At 52.6% G+C, this 19,803-nt stretch carries 20 protein-coding genes; 14 read left to right on the top strand and 6 right to left on the bottom strand.

The features are described from left to right. Positions 1-76: 76 nt before the first annotated feature. The 3 genes from hcp to OGY17_RS22850 all read left to right on the top strand — a co-directional run bounded on the left by hcp (position 77) and on the right by OGY17_RS22850 (position 4,501). Positions 77-1,729 (top strand): hydroxylamine reductase, encoded by a 1,653-nt coding sequence (gene hcp / locus OGY17_RS22860; RefSeq protein WP_008785224.1) that lies wholly within the window; start codon positions 77-79, stop codon positions 1,727-1,729. A gap of 10 nt (positions 1,730-1,739) precedes the next feature. Continuing rightward, positions 1,740-2,708, top strand: coding sequence for an NADH oxidoreductase (hcr, locus tag OGY17_RS22855; RefSeq protein ID WP_003027256.1), 969 nt, complete (start codon positions 1,740-1,742; stop codon positions 2,706-2,708). A 179-nt stretch (positions 2,709-2,887) separates the two neighbouring features. Next, positions 2,888-4,501 carry an FAD-NAD(P)-binding protein gene (locus tag OGY17_RS22850; RefSeq protein ID WP_234102675.1) on the top strand — a complete coding sequence of 538 codons (1,614 nt, stop codon included), beginning with the start codon at positions 2,888-2,890 and terminating at the stop codon, positions 4,499-4,501. A gap of 74 nt (positions 4,502-4,575) precedes the next feature. On the opposite strand, the gene OGY17_RS22845 is transcribed toward OGY17_RS22850, so the two are convergent. Further along, entirely contained in the window at positions 4,576-5,010 is a 435-nt protein-coding gene (locus OGY17_RS22845; protein ID WP_257119506.1) for a DoxX family protein, read from the bottom strand. A gap of 153 nt (positions 5,011-5,163) precedes the next feature. Between OGY17_RS22845 and poxB the strand changes: the two genes are divergently transcribed. The 4 genes from poxB (at position 5,164) to OGY17_RS22825 (ending at position 10,591) form a co-directional block, all read left to right on the top strand. After that, complete coding sequence (gene poxB, locus OGY17_RS22840; RefSeq protein ID WP_032943955.1) at positions 5,164-6,882, top strand: ubiquinone-dependent pyruvate dehydrogenase; 1,719 nt, start codon at positions 5,164-5,166, stop codon at positions 6,880-6,882. 155 nt (positions 6,883-7,037) lie between these two features. Next, complete coding sequence (ltaE, locus tag OGY17_RS22835) at positions 7,038-8,039, top strand: low-specificity L-threonine aldolase (RefSeq protein ID WP_252430106.1); 1,002 nt, start codon at positions 7,038-7,040, stop codon at positions 8,037-8,039. 10 nt (positions 8,040-8,049) lie between these two features. Further along, entirely contained in the window at positions 8,050-9,480 is a 1,431-nt protein-coding gene (locus OGY17_RS22830) for an SDR family oxidoreductase (RefSeq protein ID WP_286608414.1), read from the top strand. 97 nt (positions 9,481-9,577) lie between these two features. Continuing rightward, positions 9,578-10,591 (top strand): 3-beta-hydroxysteroid dehydrogenase, encoded by a 1,014-nt coding sequence (locus tag OGY17_RS22825; RefSeq protein WP_060683559.1) that lies wholly within the window; start codon positions 9,578-9,580, stop codon positions 10,589-10,591. 100 nt (positions 10,592-10,691) lie between these two features. On the opposite strand, the gene OGY17_RS22820 is transcribed toward OGY17_RS22825, so the two are convergent. From OGY17_RS22820 to cspG, 4 genes are all read right to left on the bottom strand, one after another. Continuing rightward, positions 10,692-11,522, bottom strand: coding sequence for an N-acetylmuramoyl-L-alanine amidase (locus OGY17_RS22820; RefSeq protein ID WP_032943958.1), 831 nt, complete (start codon positions 11,520-11,522; stop codon positions 10,692-10,694). Then, positions 11,519-11,842, bottom strand: a complete 324-nt coding sequence (locus tag OGY17_RS22815) for a heavy metal-binding domain-containing protein (protein ID WP_286608412.1) — start codon at positions 11,840-11,842, stop codon at positions 11,519-11,521. Before OGY17_RS22815 ends, OGY17_RS22820 begins: the two co-directional genes overlap by 4 nt. A 204-nt stretch (positions 11,843-12,046) precedes the next feature. Further along, positions 12,047-12,235, bottom strand: a complete 189-nt coding sequence (gene ymcF / locus OGY17_RS22810) for a cold shock small protein YmcF (protein WP_071692589.1) — start codon at positions 12,233-12,235, stop codon at positions 12,047-12,049. Between the two features lie 10 nt (positions 12,236-12,245). Then, on the bottom strand, positions 12,246-12,458 hold the full coding sequence (gene cspG / locus OGY17_RS22805) for a cold shock protein CspG (protein WP_020996661.1): 213 nt from the start codon (positions 12,456-12,458) through the stop codon (positions 12,246-12,248). Between the two features lie 520 nt (positions 12,459-12,978). Here cspG and OGY17_RS22800 point away from each other — a divergent pair. The 7 genes from OGY17_RS22800 to yegS all read left to right on the top strand — a co-directional run bounded on the left by OGY17_RS22800 (position 12,979) and on the right by yegS (position 18,611). Continuing rightward, on the top strand, positions 12,979-13,494 hold the full coding sequence (locus OGY17_RS22800) for a lipoprotein (RefSeq protein WP_003834409.1): 516 nt from the start codon (positions 12,979-12,981) through the stop codon (positions 13,492-13,494). 225 nt (positions 13,495-13,719) lie between these two features. Further along, a complete protein-coding gene (artP, locus tag OGY17_RS22795) occupies positions 13,720-14,448 on the top strand; it encodes an arginine ABC transporter ATP-binding protein ArtP (RefSeq protein ID WP_003027295.1) in 729 nt (242 codons plus the stop codon). A 16-nt stretch (positions 14,449-14,464) separates the two neighbouring features. Further along, the gene (artI, locus tag OGY17_RS22790; protein ID WP_003027298.1) at positions 14,465-15,196 is read left to right on the top strand and encodes an arginine ABC transporter substrate-binding protein ArtI; all 732 of its coding nucleotides are present in this window, start codon (positions 14,465-14,467) and stop codon (positions 15,194-15,196) included. A 6-nt stretch (positions 15,197-15,202) separates the two neighbouring features. Further along, positions 15,203-15,919 (top strand): arginine ABC transporter permease ArtQ, encoded by a 717-nt coding sequence (gene artQ / locus OGY17_RS22785; protein ID WP_003027301.1) that lies wholly within the window; start codon positions 15,203-15,205, stop codon positions 15,917-15,919. Next, positions 15,919-16,587: an arginine ABC transporter permease ArtM gene (artM, locus tag OGY17_RS22780; protein ID WP_003840185.1), complete on the top strand. Its 669-nt coding sequence runs from the start codon at positions 15,919-15,921 to the stop codon at positions 16,585-16,587. The genes artQ and artM overlap by 1 nt, the downstream gene beginning before the upstream one ends. 261 nt (positions 16,588-16,848) lie before the next feature. Beyond that, positions 16,849-17,580, top strand: coding sequence for an arginine ABC transporter substrate-binding protein ArtJ (gene artJ / locus OGY17_RS22775; protein WP_286608410.1), 732 nt, complete (start codon positions 16,849-16,851; stop codon positions 17,578-17,580). A 131-nt stretch (positions 17,581-17,711) separates the two neighbouring features. Continuing rightward, a complete protein-coding gene (gene yegS, locus OGY17_RS22770; RefSeq protein WP_048215937.1) occupies positions 17,712-18,611 on the top strand; it encodes a lipid kinase YegS in 900 nt (299 codons plus the stop codon). A 20-nt stretch (positions 18,612-18,631) separates the two neighbouring features. On the opposite strand, the gene fbaB is transcribed toward yegS, so the two are convergent. Next, positions 18,632-19,684 carry a class I fructose-bisphosphate aldolase gene (gene fbaB, locus OGY17_RS22765; RefSeq protein WP_286608408.1) on the bottom strand — a complete coding sequence of 351 codons (1,053 nt, stop codon included), beginning with the start codon at positions 19,682-19,684 and terminating at the stop codon, positions 18,632-18,634. Between the last annotated feature and the right edge of the window lie 119 nt (positions 19,685-19,803).

Genomic DNA, 19,803 nt, shown 5'->3' with positions numbered 1-19,803 from the left:
GAAATCCCTTTTATCCATTCGCGCACAGGCATAATCTTAAACATGTATATTAAATATAACTTTAAAAGGTGTGACCATGTTTTGTGTGCAATGTGAACAAACCATCCGTACTCCGGCAGGAAACGGCTGCTCTTACGCGCAGGGTATGTGCGGTAAAACGGCTGAGACCTCCGATTTGCAGGATCTGCTGATTGCTTCCCTACAAGGTCTGTCTGCATGGGCTGTTAAAGCACGTGAATACGGCATCATCGACCATGAGGTTGATAACTTTGCGCCGCGTGCGTTCTTCTCCACGCTGACTAACGTTAACTTCGATTCTCCGCGTATTGTTGGCTATGCCCGTGAAGCTATCGCCATGCGCGACGCCCTGAAAGCGCAATGCCTGAACATCGACGCGAACGCAGCGGTCACCAACCCGATGGCCGATCTGCAACTGGTCAGCGACGATCTGGGCGACCTGCAACGTCAGGCCGCTGAATTTACCCCGAACAAAGACAAAGCAGCCATTGGCGAGAACATTCTCGGCCTGCGTCTGCTGTGTCTGTACGGCCTGAAAGGTGCGGCAGCTTACATGGAGCACGCGCACGTTCTCGGTCAGTACGACAACGAAATCTACGCTCAGTACCACAAAATCATGGCATGGCTGGGTACCTGGCCTGCCGATATGAACGCTCTGCTGGAGTGTTCAATGGAAATCGGCCAGATGAACTTCAAAGTGATGAGCATTCTGGACGCCGGTGAAACCACCAAATACGGCCACCCGACCCCGACTCAGGTCAACGTAAAAGCAACCGAAGGTAAGTGCATCCTGATCTCCGGTCACGACCTGAAAGATCTTTACAACCTGCTGGAGCAGACCGAAGGTACTGGTGTTAACGTTTATACCCACGGTGAAATGCTGCCGGCGCACGGCTACCCGGAACTGCGTAAGTTCAAGCACCTGATCGGTAACTACGGCAGCGGCTGGCAGAACCAGCAGGTAGAGTTTGCCCGCTTCCCAGGTCCGATCGTGATGACCTCTAACTGCATCATCGACCCGACCGTTGGCGCGTACGACGACCGTATCTGGACCCGTAGCATCGTCGGTTGGCCGGGTGTGAGCCACCTCGAAGGCGACAACTTCGGTCCGGTTATCGCTCAGGCACAGCAGATGGCTGGCTTCCCGTACAGCGAAATCCCGCACCTGATCACCGTAGGTTTCGGTCGTCAGACCCTGCTGGGCGCTGCTGATACCCTGATCGACCTGGTGAGCCGCGAAAAACTGCGTCACATCTTCCTGGTTGGCGGTTGTGACGGTGCACGTGGTGAACGTAACTACTTCACCGACTTCGCCACCAGCGTGCCGGATGACTGCCTGATCCTGACCCTTGCTTGCGGTAAATACCGCTTCAACAAACTGGAGTTCGGCGATATCGAAGGCCTGCCGCGTCTGGTGGATGCTGGTCAGTGTAACGATGCTTACTCTGCCATCATCCTGGCGGTAACCCTGGCTGAGAAACTGGGCTGTGGTGTGAACGATCTGCCACTGTCTCTGGTGCTCTCCTGGTTCGAACAGAAAGCGATTGTTATTCTGCTGACCCTGCTGTCTCTGGGCGTGAAAAACATCGTCACTGGCCCGACTGCACCTGGTTTCTTCACACCGGATCTGCTGGCAGTTCTCAACGAGAAATTTGGTCTGCGTTCCGTGACCACCGTTGAAGAAGACATGAAGCAACTGCTGAGCGCGTAAGGAGTAAAGAATGACAATGCCAACTCATCAGTGCCCATGGCGGATGCAGGTTCACCACATCCATCAGGAAACGCCGGATGTATGGACAATTTCGTTGCTATGCCACGATTATTATCCTTACCGCGCCGGGCAGTATGCACTGGTCAGCGTACGTAATTCAGCGGATACGCTGCGTGCTTACACCATTTCTTCAACACCGGGCGTTAGCGAGTACATCACGTTGACCATCCGCCGGATTGACGATGGCGCAGGTTCACAGTGGCTAACCCGCGACGTGAAGCGCGGCGACTATATCTGGCTGTCGGATGCAATGGGTGAGTTCACCTGTGAAGATAAAGCGGAAGACAAGTTCCTGATGCTGGCCGCCGGCTGTGGTGTCACGCCAATCATGTCAATGCGTCGCTGGTTGGCAAAGTACCGCCCACAAGCGGATGTACAGGTAATCTTTAACGTTCGCTCGCCGCAAGATGTCATTTTTGCCGACGAGTGGCGCGAATATCCGGTGACATTAGTTGCTGAAAACAATGCCACAGAAGGTTTTGTTTCCGGCCGACTGACGACTGAACTGCTGAAAAGCGTACCGGATCTGACCTCGCGTACCGTGATGACCTGTGGCCCGGCACCGTATATGGATCTGGTCGAGAAAGAAGTCAAAGCGCTGGGTGTGACGCGCTTCTTTAAAGAGCAGTTCTTCACACCTGTTGCCGAAGCCGCCACCAGTGGCCTGAAGTTTACCAAGCTACAGCCGGCGAAAGAGTTCTACGCGCCAGTGGGCAGTACGCTGCTGGAAGCGCTGGAAAGCAACAAGGTTCCGGTTGTCGCCGCATGCCGTGCAGGTGTTTGCGGCTGCTGCAAAACCAAAGTGGTTGACGGTAACTACACGGTCAGCAGCACCATGACGCTGACCGACGCAGAAATCGCTGAAGGTTATGTGCTGGCTTGTTCCTGTCATCCGCAGGGTGATTTAGTGCTGGCGTAATTGGCCGGTATCTGATGTGCAAAAGGCTGCCTGGCTGTACCGGGTGGCCTTTTTTTATGCTGTCAGGCGTTGAAAAATTCTGATGTTTTCACTCTCCCCGCAAATTATCGACCACACTTACCCTGCGCAGATTAAACATAATCCCTGACTACCACGTCGAACTTTCTACAAGGATCCCCATGAAAAAAGTGGCCATTGTCGGCGTCGGTCCCACCGGGATTTATACGTTTCATGCCCTGGTTGAGCGCGGTGAACCGCTGGAAATAGAGCTTTACGAGCAAGCTGAAGAGGCGGGCGTTGGCATGCCTTACAATAGCGACAACAACGCAGACCACATGCTGGCAAATATAGCCAGCATTGAGATCCCGCCGATCTATATCAGTTATCTGACGTGGCTTCAGAATCAAAGTGATGACTATCTGGCCCAGTTTCAGATTGAACGCGCGTCTTTGCATGAGCGGCAATTTTTGCCCCGCGTGATCCTCGGCGACTATTATCGCGATCGTTTTTTAGCCATTGTCGAGAAAGCGCAACAAGCCGGTTTCACGATTCGCGTACATGAATCAAGCGAAGTCACCGACCTGCGAGCAGACCCGAATGGGGTTTCTTTGTGGATCAACCACGCGTCACAGCCCGTTGAGGTGGATTTCGCCGCTATCGCCACTGGTCATCTGTGGCCTGAAACGGATGCTCAGGAACGCAAATTTTTCCCCAGTCCGTGGACCGGTCTGATGGACGCGCAGATTGGTGCTTGCCGGGTAGGGATTCTGGGCACCTCGTTAAGTGCTATCGACGCCGCGATGGCTGTGGCCAGTCAGCATGGCACCTTCACTACCAATACCGACCATTCACTGCAATTCACACCCAAATCCGACAGTCAAAACCTGAAACTAACCCTGATGTCGCGCAGCGGGGTACTGCCTGAAGCGGATTTTTACTGCCCCCTTCCGTATGAATCGCTGAATATCGCGACGCCAGAAGCGATTGAAGATGCCATTGCCCATGGACAAAACGGATTACTGGACCGCATCTTTCAGCTTATGGCGCAACAACTGCAAGACGCAGCGCCAGGCTGGTGCCAACAGGTGGCGCTTGCGACGCTTAACGCCGACACGTTCCCCGAAGTCTATTTCGCCGACAGGCTCAGGCATGACCCTTTTGACTGGGCAAGACGTAACCTGGTAGAAGTTGAGCGCAACAAGCAGAAACAACATACCGTCGCCTGGCGCTATACCTTGCTGCGCCTGCACGAGGTTATCGAGGAGATAGTCCCTCATCTTGATACCCGCGACGAAAAACGTTTCAAGCGCGGACTGGCGCGGGTATTTATTGATAACTATGCGGCAATCCCGTCAGAGTCAGTTCGCCGACTGCTGGCGCTGCACGAAGCTGGGCTGATTGAGATCCTCGCGCTCGGCACAGATTATGAGCGCATGAATGAACAGGAAATAACGGTAATTTCCCACCACGGTCAGCGCAGCGAATTTGATGTGTTTATTGACGCCCGAGGACAACGGGCATTGCAGAGCAAAGATATCCCGTTCCCAACGCTACGCGATCAACTGCTGGCCTGTGGCGATGAGATCCCGGATATCGGCGAAGATTACACGCTGCAAGCGCCGGAAAACGCCCGCAATCGCATCGCTTTTGGCGGGCTGCCGTGGTTGATGCACGATCGTCCGTTTATTCAGGGGCTGGTGGTCAGCGCTGAAATAGGCGCCGCGATGGCAAGGGCATTGACGCAGCGAGCGCTGAAACGTCGGCACAAACTATGGAACAGTGATGACATATAGATTAGCGACAAATTGAGCGACGAGGCGGAGCAATGCTACGCTTTCCCGCCTCGGTATAGACTCTTAGATGGTAACTATCGCCAGGCTGAATTCCCGGCAACGGAGTAACGCCCCGCCCCCAAAAACGCCACGGCCAGCGCGCCGATGAAGAAATAAACCAGACTTTCAATCGCCCATGCACCGGTTTTATCCAGTGTCCAGGTTTCACCCATCCCGACCATCAGCCATGCCACAACCATCGTAAACGCCAGCCCCAACGCCGCCGGACGCGTCAGGATGCCAAGAATAATCAGGCACGGTGCCACAACCTCTCCCAACAGAACGCCATACGCAATAAAGCCTGGGAAACCTTTCGCTATCAACATACCGCTGATGCCATCAATACCCGCAAAGAGTTTATGCAGCCCATGAAACAGCATCAGCCCACCGACGGCAAAGCGTAACAATAACTTGCCAAAATCTTCGTGAGTCAGTACTCGGTTAACTGAATTTAATAGTTTTGTAACCATTTGAATTTATTCCTTGTTTCACCATGTCCAATAACAAACTACGCTTAATACAGGTTAAATGAAACCTGCCGGAAATAAGGGGGAAATGAGAAGCATAACTATTATCTTCATCTAAACTTGTAACCGGTATCACATTAGAGGAGAAGGAAAACCATGAAACAAACGGTTGCCGCTTTTATTGCTAAAACACTCGAACAGGCTGGCGTAAAACGCATTTGGGGTGTAACGGGTGACTCACTTAATGGTCTGAGTGACAGTCTGAATCGTATGGGAACAATTGACTGGATGCCAACCCGTCATGAAGAGGTTGCAGCCTTCGCTGCGGGCGCTGAAGCGCAGTTGACGGGCGAACTGGCCGTCTGCGCAGGCTCGTGCGGGCCAGGCAACCTGCACCTGATCAACGGGCTGTTTGATTGTCACCGTAACCACGTCCCGGTACTGGCAATCGCCGCGCATATTCCCTCCAGTGAAATAGGCAGCGGTTATTTTCAGGAGACCCACCCGCAAGAGTTGTTCCGCGAATGTAGCCACTATTGCGAGCTGGTTTCCAGCCCAGAACAAATCCCACAGGTGCTGGCAATTGCCATGCGTAAGGCGGTGCTCAACCGTGGCGTTTCCGTGGTGGTTTTACCCGGTGACGTGGCGCTAAAACCTGCACCTGAAAGCGCCACCACGCACTGGTATCATGCGCCGCTCCCGGTGGTGACTCCACAAGAAGAAGAGCTGAGAAAACTGGCGCAACTGCTGCGCTACTCCAGCAATATCGCCCTGATGTGCGGTAGTGGCTGCGCCGGTGCGCATAAAGAACTGGTTGAGTTTGCGGCTAAAATCAAAGCGCCGATTGTTCACGCCCTGCGTGGTAAAGAGCATGTTGAGTACGATAACCCCTATGACGTGGGTATGACCGGGCTGATTGGCTTTTCATCCGGCTTCCATACCATGATGAATGCCGACACGCTGATCCTGCTTGGCACCCAGTTCCCCTATCGCCCGTTCTACCCCACCGACGCCAAAATTATTCAGATTGATATCAATCCGGCGAGCATTGGCGCACACAGTAAAGTTGATATGGCGCTGGTAGGCGACATTAAATCCACTCTCCGTGCCCTACTGCCTCTGGTGGAAGAGAAAACCGAGCGGCAATTCCTGGACAAAGCGCTGGAGCACTATCGCGAGGCGCGCAAAGGGCTGGATGATTTAGCCAAACCCAGCGATAAAGCCATTCACCCGCAGTATCTGGCGCAGCAGATCAGCCACTTTGCCGCTGACGATGCCATCTTTACCTGCGACGTTGGTACGCCAACGGTGTGGGCAGCACGCTATCTGAAAATGAACGGCAAACGTCGTCTGCTCGGATCGTTTAACCACGGGTCGATGGCGAATGCTATGCCGCAGGCACTCGGCGCACAAGCGACCGAACCAGGACGCCAGGTTGTAGCAATGTGCGGTGACGGCGGCTTTAGCATGCTGATGGGAGACTTTCTGTCGGTTGTCCAGATGAAGCTGCCGGTGAAGATTATTGTCTTCAACAACAGCGTACTGGGATTTGTCGCAATGGAGATGAAAGCGGGCGGTTATCTGACCGACGGCACCGAACTGCACGACACCAACTTCGCACGGATTGCCGAAGCCTGCGGCATTACAGGCATTCGCGTGGAAAAATCCTCAGAGGTTGATGAAGCGCTACAAAGGGCGATGTCGATTGACGGCCCGGTGCTGGTCGATGTGGTCGTGGCGAAAGAAGAGCTGGCGATCCCGCCGCAGATCAAACTCGAACAGGCCAAAGGTTTTAGCCTGTATATGCTGCGTGCAATCATCAGTGGACGCGGTGATGAAGTGATCGAACTGGCGAAAACGAACTGGCTCAGGTAAAACATCCTTATTAAATCACACACAAAATCATTCATGATGCATCAAGGCGGCTAGCCCGAAAATCCCCAGGAGCATAGGTATACTATGTGACTGGGGTTTAAGGGTGCGGCCAACGCCGAGGCAGCCTGAAGGATGAAGTGTAATAAGGAGACACCATGATTGATTTACGCAGTGATACCGTCACCCGGCCGAGTCGCGCCATGCTGGAAGAGATGATGGCAGCCCCGGTCGGGGATGACGTGTATGGAGACGACCCTACCGTTAACGCCCTCCAGCAACACGCCGCAGAGCTTTCTGGTAAAGAAGCCGCTATTTTCTTACCTACCGGTACTCAGGCTAACCTGGTGGCGCTGCTCAGCCATTGTCAGCGTGGCGAAGAGTACATTGCCGGTCAGGGCGCGCATAACTATCTCTACGAAGCAGGTGGCGCAGCGGTGCTCGGTAGCATTCAACCGCAACCTATCGACGCCGCACCAGATGGCTCCCTGCCTCTGGACAAAGTAGCTGCAAAAATCAAAGTGGACGATATCCATTTTGCCCGCACCCGCTTGCTCAGTCTGGAAAATACCCACAACGGCAAAGTGCTGCCGCGCGAGTATCTGAAAGACGCCTGGGAATTCACCCGTGAGCGTAATCTTGCCCTGCACGTCGACGGCGCACGTATTTTTAACGCCATCGTCGCCTACGGCTGTGAACTTAAAGATGTCACGCAATACTGTGATTCGTTCACCATTTGCCTCTCCAAAGGCCTCGGTACCCCCGTTGGTTCACTGCTGGTCGGCAGCCACGAGTACATCAAACGCGCTATTCGCTGGCGCAAAATGACCGGCGGCGGAATGCGTCAGGCCGGTATTCTGGCAGCGGCCGGGCTGTATGCGCTGAAAAATAACGTGGCGCGGTTACAGGAAGATCATGACAACGCCGCCTGGATGGCGGAGCAGCTGCGCGAAGCAGGGGCGGACGTCATGCGCCACGACACCAACATGCTGTTTGTTCGCGTTGGCGAAGAGCACGCTACCGCGCTGGGCGAGTATATGAAAGCGCAAGGTGTGCTGATTAACGCCTCCCCGATTGTGCGCCTGGTGATGCACCTGGACGTATCACGTGAACAACTTGCTGAAGTCGTCGCCCACTGGCGCGCTTTTTTAACCCAATAAGGAGATGGGCGTGCCGCAACGGATTTTGGTTCTTGGCGCCAGTGGCTACATTGGTCAGCATTTGGTACAGGCGCTCAGTCAGCAAGGGCACCAGGTGTTGGCTGCGGCACGTCGCATTGAACGGCTGGAAAAGCATCAACTGGCCAATGTCAGTTGCCACAAGGTCGATTTGAATTGGCCAGATAACCTCACCCCGCTGCTGACGGGTGTTGATACGGTTTATTATCTGGTTCATGGTATGGGCGAAGGCGGTGATTTTATCGCCCACGAACGCCAGGTGGCGATGAACGTGCGCGATGCGCTGCGTAATACGCCAGTTAAACAGCTTATTTTCCTGAGCTCATTGCAGGCTCCCCGGCATGAACAATCCGATCATCTGCGTGCACGACAGATAACCGCGGACACCTTGCGCGAGTCAGGCGTGCCAATGACGGAATTGCGCGCGGGCATTATCGTGGGAGCGGGTTCCGCTGCCTTTGAAGTCATGCGCGATATGGTTTACAACCTGCCGGTTCTCACCCCTCCACGCTGGGTACGCTCGCGTACCACGCCTATCGCGCTGGAGAATTTAATGTACTATCTGGTGGCATTGTTGGAAAATCCCACACCACATCACCGCGTCCTCGAAGCCGCCGGGCCGCAGGTGTTGAGCTATCAGGAACAGTTCGAGCATTTTATGGCGGTCAGCGGTAAACATCGCCTGCTCATCCCCATCCCCTTTCCTACCCGCTGGATTTCGGTCTGGTTTTTAAACGTCATTACGTCAGTGCCGCCAACCACGGCCAAAGCGCTGATCCAGGGCTTAAAACACGACCTGCTGGCCGATGACACCGAATTACGTGCGCTGATCCCTCAAAAACTGATTGCCTTTGATGACGCGGTGCGCAGCACGTTGAAGGAAGAAGAGAAGCTGGTCAACTCCAGCGACTGGGGTTACGACGCACAGGCGTTTGCCCGCTGGCGTCCAGAATATGGCTATTTCGCCAAACAAGCTGGCTTTAGCGTTGAAACCTCTGCCAGCACAAAAGCGCTGTGGCAGGTTGTGAATCGACTCGGCGGCAAAGAAGGCTATTTCTTTGGCAATATTCTATGGAAGACGCGCGCGGCGTTGGACCTGCTGGTCGGCCATAAGCTGGCAAAAGGTCGTCCCGAACACCCACTATTGCAAGTTGGCGACACCGTTGATAGCTGGAAAGTCATCATCGTTGAGCCGGAGAAACAGCTGACGCTGCTGTTTGGGATGAAAGCGCCGGGACTGGGTCGCCTGAGCTTCACACTGGAAGATAAAGGCGATCACCGACGCATTGATGTACGCGCGTGGTGGCATCCGCACGGTATGCCTGGCCTCTTCTACTGGCTGTTGATGATCCCCGCCCACCTGTTCATTTTCAGGGGGATGGCGAAGCGTATAGCCAAACTTGCAGAACAAATCACAGACTAATGATAAAAAGAGCCTGTATTCTTTCATGTTTCCCATTGCATACAGGCGTAATTCACGGAAGAATGCGCACGACGTTTTTTAAACACAGTGGATTGATATGAAGGTACTGGTTACCGGAGCCACCAGCGGCTTGGGCCGAAACGCGGTTGAGTTTTTATGCAGCAAAGGCGTCAGCGTCAGAGCCACCGGTCGCAACGAAGCGATGGGCAAGCTGCTGGAGAAAATGGGCGCAGAGTTTGTGCATGCGGATTTGACCGAGCTGGTTTCTTCGCAGGCAAAAGTGATGCTGGCCGGCATTGACACGCTGTGGCACTGCTCCAGTTTCACCTCTCCATGGGGAACTCAGGAAGCTTTTGATCTGGCCAACGTTCGTGCTACCCGCCGTCTGGGCGAGTGGGCCGTAGCCTGGGGCGTACGTAACTTTATTCATATCTCCTCTCCGTCGCTGTATTTTGATTATCACCATCATCGCGATATCAAAGAAGACTTCCGTCCCCATCGCTTCGCCAACGAATTCGCCCGCAGCAAAGCGGCTGGTGAAGAGGTGATTGCGCTGCTCGCCCAGGCCAACCCGCAGACTCGCTTTACTGTCTTGCGCCCACAAAGCTTGTTCGGACCTCACGATAAAGTCTTTATTCCCCGCCTCGCCCATATGATGTACCACTACGGCAGCATCCTGTTGCCGCACGGCGGGAGTGCGCTGGTGGATATGACCTATTACGAGAACGCGGTTCACGCGATGTGGCTGGCGAGTCAGCAAGCCTGCGATAAGCTGCCGTCGGGTCGCGCGTACAATATAACCAACGGTGAACATCGCACCCTGCGCAGTATTGTGCAGAAACTTATCGACGAGCTGAATATTGATTGCCGTATCCGCTCCGTGCCCTACCCGATGCTGGACATGATTGCCCGCAGCATGGAGCGTTTAGGCAATAAATCGGCGAAAGAGCCAAAGCTTACGCATTACGGCGTTTCGAAGCTGAATTTTGACTTTACGCTGGATACCAGCCGCGCCCAGGAAGAGTTAGGTTATCAGCCAGTTGTGACGCTGGATGAAGGGATTGAGCGTACCGCGGCCTGGCTGCGCGACCACGGTAAGCTGCCGCGTTAGGCTGATAGCCATTGCAGGGTGGCGGCACAAGCGCCACAAAATCCTGCCAAATTAACCGTAGGCCTGATAAGCGAAGCGCCATCAGGCATTGGTGTCTGCGTTAACCCTGCCCGTATTTCTCCAGTAACGCTTCGGCAATCGCCTGCGTTTCCGCGTCCGCCACGCCATTCCACAACGTCGGGCGGAAGTGCATCTGGAACGCCATAATCACCCGCTGCTGTTCACGCGGCGTCATCTCGGGTTTTACCTCATAGCCATAGCGTGACAGCAGATCGAGCAATGACGCGGTTTCTACCGGCGTATGGGGCGCTCGTCCGGCGAGATAAAATGCCACACGCTGAGCATCCGGCCATGCGCCAATGCCCTGAGCGGCCAGTGCTTGCCACGGAAACAGCGGACCGGGATCGTCCTTACGCTGCGGCGCAATGTCTGCATGAGCCACCACGTTTTGCGGTTTTATGTCGTAGCGGGCGATGATATCTTTCGCCAATGGGATTAACGCCTGAATCTGCGCGGGCTCAAACGGCGCAAAATACTTGCTGCCCGCTGATTTTTGCCAGCCGCGGTTTTCCAGCTCAATACCAATTGAGGTATCGTTAATACGCGTAGCACCGCGCCAGAAGCTAATCCCCGCATGCCAGGCCAGATCTTTTTCCGGCACCAGTTGCCAGATACGCGGTTTACCATGGTAAAGCGGCGGCACTGCGGGGATCAAATAGTGTGAACTGACGTTTTTATCGGTCAGCGTAGCCAGGGAAGAGTCAAAATCATCGGCCGTGTAATGGATAACCAGTACTTTAATGCGCGGATAAGCAGCCTGGGCCTGACGGCGGGTATCTAACTGATACCCGTCTTTGTCGACAATCCCTTTTTCGCCAGCACATCCCACCAGCAACAGCGTAAATGCCAGCAGACACAACAGACGTTTCATCGGCGAGTTTTCACCGCGGTACCGCTGACGCTCACCATCAGCATGCTACCGTCTTTGCCTACGGTTTCGTAATCGATATCGATACCGACCACCGCATCAGCACCCAGCGCTTTCGCCTGTTCGCCCAGCTGCTGAAAAGCAATTTCACGCGCTTTACGCAGCTCTTTTTCATACGCGCCGGAGCGACCGCCAACAATATCGCGAATGCCGGCGAAGAAATCGCGGAAAATATTCGCGCCTAAAATGGCTTCACCGGTAACAACACCGCAGTACTCCACGATGCTCTGTCCTTCCAGCGTAGGGGTTGTCGAAAACTGCATGGTTAATCTCCTTTTTGTGCTAAGAGCACAATCTCAAAAGCATTATCAAACCAATACACTATGACACTCAAAGGAAAGCCCGCCAAATAAAACTGCTATCCTTGTTGATGTGTAGCGGTTTCAGGTGGTGCGTTTTTTATTTTTATTTGACTGGCATGCCGCCAGAAATAAAAAAGCCCCCAGATGTTTGGGGGCCTGAAGTTATTATTTTCTAAAATCTAATGGCGCCTGGCCGGACTGAATGTACATTGCTACGTTATCAAATGTAATCATTTTTGATTTACAAAAAATACATTTTGCCCCGAACGGATTTCCCTCAGTAACATCAAAGGTTGATGTTCTGTATTGGGAACCATGGCAACATGGACAGCGAAAGTGAATATGATTAGTAATAATAGTTACCTCAAAGCGCCACAACATTAATTGCGGATGGACCTTTAGGTCCCTGCTCCACACCGAATTCGACTTTCTGGTTTTCATTCAGCGTCTTAAACTCATTACTTTGAATCGCTGAGAAATGGACAAAGACATCTTTGCTGCCATCTGCAGGCGTAATGAAGCCAAAACCTTTTTCAGGATTGAACCATTTAACTAAACCAGTCATTTTAGTAGACATATATTTATTCCTTAATTTGAGCCTTTCGGCAAGCTTGGTTTTTATGACAGAAACTTCGTAGTGCTTAATGAAGAGACTCAAAGAGGGGATAAACGGATTACACCTGAAAATGAGAACTGCTTGAGTAAACTACTTTGTATATCGTCTGTTATTCAAACCGACCGGATCATTAACGCACGGGCACCGAGATTAAGCAACTCTTATTTTAGCTATCCGGAGTCCCTTATAGCCAACAACACGGCATGAGTTTTGTTTAGCCAGGCGTAAAGCGCGGCAAATGGAACATGCAAATGCTCAGATGGTCTATACAGTATAAGAAGCATGAATGGCTGCCAACGCCCCGTTGCAGGTTGATATACTAAAGCTGAAGCTGGCAACGAGCGCCACCAACATGCTTCAGGTGGGGTGTCCGCGAATTTGCTTTAGCAAAAACAATGTGTTAATCGATCATACAATCTTTAGTGAGACCGAATTGTTCATCGTAGAACACAATTAGTAGGAAGCTTATAAGGAAATCATTATGCGCTATTCGAAACTCTCTCTGCTGGTTCCATGTGCACTACTTCTCAGCGCCTGTACGACCGTGACGCCGGTCTATAAAGATAACGGCACGCGTAGTGGTTCATGCATAGAAGGTGGGCCAGACAGCGTGGCTCAACAATTCTATGATTACCGTATTCAGCATCGAAACAATGACATTACCGCCCTTCGTCCGTACCTGAGCGACAATCTGGCTAAACTGCTAACCGACGCCAGCCGCGATAATGCACACCGCGACCTGTTTAACAGCGATCCGTTCTCCAGTCGCGCTACGTTACCAGACAGCGCCAGTGTCGCCAGCGCATCGACTATTCCGAATAGTGATGCACGCAACATTCCACTGCGCGTAGAGCTGAAACAAGGTGACCAAAGCTGGCGTGATGAAGTGCTGATGATCCGTGAAGGTCAGTGCTGGGTCGTTGATGATGTACGCTATCTGGGCGGCAGCGTACACGCGCCAGCCGGGACGCTACGCCAGTCTGTCGAAAACCGCTAACCGCCCCATTCACCCGCTTAAATCATAACCCCCATAAATTGTCTGGCATTCTGCATAGAATGCCGACATTTATTCTTGCCCACTGGTGGCCCCGCTATTTTGTGCTATGTTTAGAGAAGAATGCGGTTTGCATTTAACTTTTAACGCATAAATATTGCATAACTATTCTGTCAAAGGTAGTATCTGCGGCTTCAATAGCTATCAGACTGCCAGTATCGAGTGTCAATGAGTATTCAATTAAACGGCATTAACTGCTTCTACGGCGCACATCAGGCGCTGTTCGATATCACGCTGGATTGCCCTCAGGGTGAAACACTGGTGTTACTTGGCCCAAGTGGAGCCGGGAAAAGCTCGCTGCTGCGCGTACTCAACCTGCTTGAGATGCCGCGCTCGGGCACGCTCTCTATTGCAGGCAACCGTTTCGACTTCACGAAGACCCCGTCAGATAAAGCCATTCGGGATCTGCGTCAGAACGTGGGCATGGTCTTTCAGCAATATAATCTCTGGCCGCATCTCACGGTTGTGCAGAACCTGATTGAAGCGCCCTGCCGTGTACTGGGCCTGACAAAAGAGCAAGCGATGGCGCGCGCCGAGAAACTGCTGGAACGTCTGCGCCTCAAGCCTTACAGCGATCGTTACCCATTACATCTTTCCGGTGGCCAGCAACAGCGTGTAGCCATTGCCCGCGCATTGATGATGGAGCCGCAGGTGCTACTGTTTGATGAACCGACCGCCGCGCTTGACCCGGAAATTACCGCCCAAATCGTCAGCATCATTCGCGAACTGGCGGAAACCAACATTACTCAGGTGATCGTCACCCACGAAGTGGAAGTTGCACGTAAAACGGCCAGCCGTGTGGTGTATATGGAAAACGGTCATATCGTCGAGTTTGGGGATGCGAGCTGCTTTGCCAACCCGCAAACCGAAGCGTTTAAAAACTATCTTTCTCACTAAGATTCGGGACAATACAATGAAAAAAGTTCTGATTGCCGCGCTAATCGCAGGTTTTAGTCTTTCCGCTACCGCAGCCCAAACCATTCGTTTCGCCACCGAAGCGTCTTATCCTCCGTTTGAATCTATCGATGCGAATAACAAGATCGTAGGTTTTGACGTTGATCTGGCAAATGCGCTGTGTAAAGAGATTGACGCTACGTGTACCTTCACCAATCAGGCCTTCGACAGCCTGATTCCGAGCCTGAAGTTCCGTCGTTTTGACGCGGTAATGGCCGGTATGGACATCACACCTGAGCGTGAAAAACAGGTGCTGTTCACCACCCCTTACTACGACAACTCTGCGCTGTTTGTGGGCCAGCAGGGTAAATACACCAGCATCGACCAGCTGAAAGGTAAAAAAGTCGGCGTTCAAAACGGTACCACGCACCAGAAATTCATCATGGATAAACATCCGGAAGTGACCACTGTGCCGTATGACAGCTACCAGAATGCCAAACTCGATCTGCAAAACGGTCGTATTGACGGCGTCTTTGGTGATACCGCAGTAGTAACCGAGTGGCTGAAAGACAATCCTAAGCTTGCCGCGGTTGGTGACAAAGTAACGGATAAAGATTACTTCGGTACAGGTCTGGGCATCGCGGTACGCCAGGGCAATACCGAGCTGCAGCAGAAATTTAACGCTGCGCTGGAAAAAGTGAAGAAAGATGGGACTTACGAGACCATCTACAACAAATGGTTCCAGAAGTAATATTTGATGAATGAATTTTTTCCTTTAGCAAGCGCCGCCGGGATGACCGTCGGCCTTGCCGTTTGTGCGCTGATCATTGGCCTTGCGCTCGCCATGTTTTTTGCCGTCTGGGAGTCAGTAAAATGGCGCCCGGTGGCATGGGCGGGCTCGGCCCTGGTCACCATCCTGCGCGGTCTGCCAGAAATTCTGGTGGTTCTGTTTATCTATTTCGGCTCCTCACAGCTGCTGCTGACGCTGGCCGATGGCTTTACGATCAATCTCGGGTTTGTACAAATCCCGGTTCAGATGCAGATCGAAAACTTCGACGTCAGCCCATTCCTGTGCGGTGTCATTGCACTGTCATTACTGTACGCCGCTTACGCATCACAAACGCTGCGTGGCGCACTGAAGGCCGTGCCACTCGGACAATGGGAATCAGGTCAGGCGTTGGGTTTGTCTAAAGCCGCGATCTTCTTTCGTCTGGTGATGCCGCAGATGTGGCGTCATGCCTTACCGGGACTGGGTAACCAGTGGCTGGTATTGCTGAAAGATACCGCGCTGGTCAGCCTTATCAGCGTGAACGATCTGATGCTGCAAACGAAGAGTATTGCCACCCGCACCCAGGAGCCGTTTACCTGGTACATTGTGGCGGCCGCTATTTACCTGGTGATTACGCTGGTGAGTCAGTACATTCTCAAACGCATTGACCTACGCGCGACACGTTTTGAGCGGAGACCAGGCTGATGCTTGAGTATTTACCTGAATTGTTGAAAGGGCTGCATACCAGCCTGACGCTGACGGTCGCCTCCATCGTGGTTGCTCTGGTGCTGGCGCTGATCTTCACCGTCATCCTGACGCTGAAAACGCCGGTGCTGGTGTGGCTGGTTCGCGCTTATATCACGCTGTTTACCGGTACACCGCTGCTGGTGCAAATCTTCCTGATCTACTACGGACCAGGACAGTTTCCGGCATTGCAAGAATATCCGGTATTGTGGCATCTGCTCTCTGAACCCTGGTTATGCGCCTTAATTGCGCTGTCGTTAAACAGTGCGGCCTACACTACGCAACTGTTCTACGGCGCTATCCGTGCAATCCCGGAAGGCCAGTGGCAGTCCTGCGGAGCGTTAGGGATGAGCAAAAAGGATACGCTGGCGATTCTGTTGCCGTACGCCTTTAAACGCGCCCTCTCCTCGTATTCCAACGAAGTGGTGCTGGTATTTAAAAGTACCTCACTGGCTTACACTATCACGCTGATGGAAGTCATGGGCTATAGCCAGCTGCTGTACGGTCGTACTTATGACGTTATGGTCTTCGGTGCGGCAGGTGTGATTTACCTGATCGTCAACGGCTTGCTGACGCTGATGATGCGCTTAATCGAACGTAAAGCGCTGGCGTTTGAACACCGGAATTAAGCATATGCCTGATGGCGCTACGCTTATCAGGCCTACGGTTCATGCACCTTTTGTAGGCCGGATAAGGTGCTAGCACCGCCATCCCACAAATATGCATAAAGCAAAATAATAAAGACGGACAACAACCTAAATTGTCCGTCTTTTTTTATACCAGTAAAAATATTTAATCGCTTTTATTGCATATAAATTCATTAAATGGCATTGTTACTCCACGCCGCAGACACGGTAATAATCATAAGATTGACAGACGGGAGTTCCACCATGAAAAAGTTAGTACTGGCCGCATTACTTGCTACTTTCGCCGCTGGCGCCTCAGCTGCTGAAAAAATTAGTTTCGGTGTATCAGCCACGTATCCGCCATTTGAATCACTGGACGCGAGCAATAAAATTGTCGGTTTTGACATCGACCTGGCAACGGCGCTGTGCAAACAAATGCAGGCAGAATGTACTTTCACCAATCACGCTTTCGACAGCCTGATCCCCGCGCTGAAATTCAAAAAATATGATGCAGTGATTTCCGGAATGGATATCACGCCCGAGCGTAGCAAACAGGTTGCGTTCACTCAGCCTTACTATGCCAACTCCGCGCTGGTGATTGCGAAAAAAGACACCTATAAAACCTTTGCCGACCTGAAAGGTAAGCGCATCGGTATGGAAAACGGCACCACCCATCAGAAATACCTGCAGGACAAACATCCTGAGGTGAAAACCGTGGCCTACGATAGCTATCAGAATGCGATTATCGACCTGAAAAATGGCCGTATTGATGGCGTATTTGGCGATACCGCTGTGGTTAACGAATGGCTGAAAACCAACCCGCAGTTAGGCGTAGCCACTGACAAAGTAACCGATCCGCAATACTTCGGTACTGGCCTTGGCATCGCGGTTCGCCCGGATAACAAAGCCCTGCTGGAAAAACTGAACAGCGCGCTGGCGGCAATCAAAGCTGACGGCACGTACCAGAAAATCAGCGATCAATGGTTCCCGCAGTAACGTCTGCCCAATCTGAAAAGCCGCGCTCTGCGGCTTTTTTTATCTCTTCGCCTGCGCTTTCAGTCAGTTCTTACGCCATAAACGCTTTCCTGGCATACACTTGTTAAAACGAAAAAAAGTGAGGCAAACGGATGATAGCGTTCCCTGCCAGTTTACTGATCCTCAATGGAAAAAGTGCTGATAATCTCCCCCTGCGTGATGCCATTGCGAAGCTTCGCGATGAAGGCGTGGAAATCCATGTTCGCGTGACCTGGGAAAAAGGCGATGCCCAACGCTACGTTGATGAAGCTCGTCAGCTAGGCGTTGCTACGGTGATAGCCGGCGGCGGTGACGGCACCATCAACGAAGTTTCGACAGCGCTGATTCAGTCGCAGGGTGGCAATATTCCAGCGCTGGGTATTTTACCGTTGGGAACGGCGAATGACTTTGCCACCAGCGTTGGTATACCCGACGACCTTGATAAGGCGTTAAAGCTGGCTATCGCTGCAAATGCGACTGCGATCGATATGGTGCAGGTCAACGATAAAACCTGTTTTATCAACATGGCGACCGGGGGATTTGGCACGCGCATCACCACCGAAACGCCGGAAAAACTCAAGGCCGCACTGGGCGGTGTATCGTATTTTATTCACGGATTAATGCGCATGGATACGCTCAAGCCCGACATCTGTGACATTCGTGGGGAGGATTTTCACTGGCAGGGTAAGGCGCTGGTGATTGGTATCGGTAACGGTCGCCAGGCCGGTGGTGGGCAACAGCTTTGCCCGACGGCGCTGATCAACGACGGTCTGCTGCAACTGCGCATTTTTACCGGCGAAGAACTACTGCCAGGACTGCTTTCGGCGTTAACGCAATCCGAAGACAACCCTAACATTATTGACGGCGCATCGTCGTGGTTTGATATCCGCGCCCCACACGAAATTACCTTTAATCTCGATGGCGAACCGCTCAGCGGACAAGAGTTTCATATTGAAATCCTGCCCGCTGCGCTACGTTGCAGACTGCCGCCAGGTTGTCCGCTGTTGCGCTAACCCAACGACAATCCGAAGGATCAGGCAATAGTGACTTTGCTGTCCAGATAAACGTCCTGTACGGCGTTAATCAACTTAACGCCGTCGGCCATGGTTTTCTTGAACGCTTTACGCCCCAGAATCAGCCCCATACCACCCGCACGTTTGTTAATAACCGCCGTACGTACTGCATCGCTCAGGTCGGTGTCGCCGCCGGCCGCCCCGCCAGAGTTAATTAACCCGGCGCGCCCCATATAACAGTTCGCCAGTTGGTAACGCACCAGGTCAATTGGATTCTCGCTGGTCAACTTGGTATAGACGCGATCGTCGGTGTAGCCAAAATTAACCGCTTTATACCCGCCGTTATTTTCCGCCATTTTCTGCTTAACGATATCCGCTCCAATAGTGGCAGCCAGATGGTTAGCCTGCCCGGTAAGATCGGCGGAAACATGGTAATCCACGCCATCTTTTTTAAACGCGGAGTTACGCAGATACGCCCACAGCACGGTAACCATACCCAACTCATGTGCGCGCTCAAACGCTGCTGAAATCTCTTCAATCTGGCGGCGAGATTCCTCAGAACCGAAATAGATGGTTGCCCCTACCGCAACCGCACCCATATTGAACGCCTGCTCTACGCTGGCATACAGCGTCTGGTCAAAGGTATTCGGATAGCTGAGCGTTTCGTTGTGGTTAATTTTAACGAGGAACGGGATACGGTGCGCGTAGCGGCGGGAGACAGAAGCCAGCACACCGTAAGTCGATGCCACGCAGTTGCACCCTGCTTCGATAGCCAACTCCACAATATTCTTCGGATCAAAGTACAGCGGGTTAGCGGCAAACGAAGCCCCAGCAGAATGCTCTACCCCCTGATCCACCGGTAGGATCGACAAATACCCTGTCCCGGCAAGTCGCCCCGTGTTATACAGCGTCTGCATATTACGCAGCACGGCAGGCGGCCGGTTGTTATCCACCATCACGCGATCGACGTAATCATGTCCAGGCAGGTAAAGTTGGTCAGAAGGAATGGTCATACAACGATGCTGTAAAAGGCTGTCGGCATCTTTGCTAAGCAACTGCGCAATATCAGTCATAGCTATGCTCCCGTAAGTTCCGGTTTAAAACCGGAATATGGATTGTCCTGACCCGCCTTTTTGCGGGCAGCATTAAGCCTGGTACCGACTGCGCTTTTTTTCCATCTTTAGCGCACTTT

It is taken from the genome of Citrobacter sp. Cpo126 (assembly GCF_030332445.1).
Taxonomy (GTDB): Bacteria; Pseudomonadota; Gammaproteobacteria; order Enterobacterales; family Enterobacteriaceae; genus Citrobacter; species Citrobacter portucalensis.
Note: the sequence above shows the minus strand (reverse complement) of the source record. Positions and strands in the feature narration are given on the sequence as shown.

What these genes read in the sequence shown, in the direction of transcription:
- hcp (WP_008785224.1), top strand. Translation starts at nt 77, where the DNA reads ATGTTTTGTGTGCAATGTGAACAAACCATCCGTACTCCGGCAGGAAAC.
- hcr (WP_003027256.1), top strand. Translation starts at nt 1,740, where the DNA reads ATGACAATGCCAACTCATCAGTGCCCATGGCGGATGCAGGTTCACCAC.
- OGY17_RS22850 (WP_234102675.1), top strand. Translation starts at nt 2,888, where the DNA reads ATGAAAAAAGTGGCCATTGTCGGCGTCGGTCCCACCGGGATTTATACG.
- OGY17_RS22845 (WP_257119506.1), bottom strand. Translation starts at nt 5,010, where the DNA reads ATGGTTACAAAACTATTAAATTCAGTTAACCGAGTACTGACTCACGAA.
- poxB (WP_032943955.1), top strand. Translation starts at nt 5,164, where the DNA reads ATGAAACAAACGGTTGCCGCTTTTATTGCTAAAACACTCGAACAGGCT.
- ltaE (WP_252430106.1), top strand. Translation starts at nt 7,038, where the DNA reads ATGATTGATTTACGCAGTGATACCGTCACCCGGCCGAGTCGCGCCATG.
- OGY17_RS22825 (WP_060683559.1), top strand. Translation starts at nt 9,578, where the DNA reads ATGAAGGTACTGGTTACCGGAGCCACCAGCGGCTTGGGCCGAAACGCG.
- OGY17_RS22820 (WP_032943958.1), bottom strand. Translation starts at nt 11,522, where the DNA reads ATGAAACGTCTGTTGTGTCTGCTGGCATTTACGCTGTTGCTGGTGGGA.
- OGY17_RS22815 (WP_286608412.1), bottom strand. Translation starts at nt 11,842, where the DNA reads ATGCAGTTTTCGACAACCCCTACGCTGGAAGGACAGAGCATCGTGGAG.
- cspG (WP_020996661.1), bottom strand. Translation starts at nt 12,458, where the DNA reads ATGTCTACTAAAATGACTGGTTTAGTTAAATGGTTCAATCCTGAAAAA.
- OGY17_RS22800 (WP_003834409.1), top strand. Translation starts at nt 12,979, where the DNA reads ATGCGCTATTCGAAACTCTCTCTGCTGGTTCCATGTGCACTACTTCTC.
- artP (WP_003027295.1), top strand. Translation starts at nt 13,720, where the DNA reads ATGAGTATTCAATTAAACGGCATTAACTGCTTCTACGGCGCACATCAG.
- artI (WP_003027298.1), top strand. Translation starts at nt 14,465, where the DNA reads ATGAAAAAAGTTCTGATTGCCGCGCTAATCGCAGGTTTTAGTCTTTCC.
- artQ (WP_003027301.1), top strand. Translation starts at nt 15,203, where the DNA reads ATGAATGAATTTTTTCCTTTAGCAAGCGCCGCCGGGATGACCGTCGGC.
- artM (WP_003840185.1), top strand. Translation starts at nt 15,919, where the DNA reads ATGCTTGAGTATTTACCTGAATTGTTGAAAGGGCTGCATACCAGCCTG.
- artJ (WP_286608410.1), top strand. Translation starts at nt 16,849, where the DNA reads ATGAAAAAGTTAGTACTGGCCGCATTACTTGCTACTTTCGCCGCTGGC.
- yegS (WP_048215937.1), top strand. Translation starts at nt 17,712, where the DNA reads ATGATAGCGTTCCCTGCCAGTTTACTGATCCTCAATGGAAAAAGTGCT.
- fbaB (WP_286608408.1), bottom strand. Translation starts at nt 19,684, where the DNA reads ATGACTGATATTGCGCAGTTGCTTAGCAAAGATGCCGACAGCCTTTTA.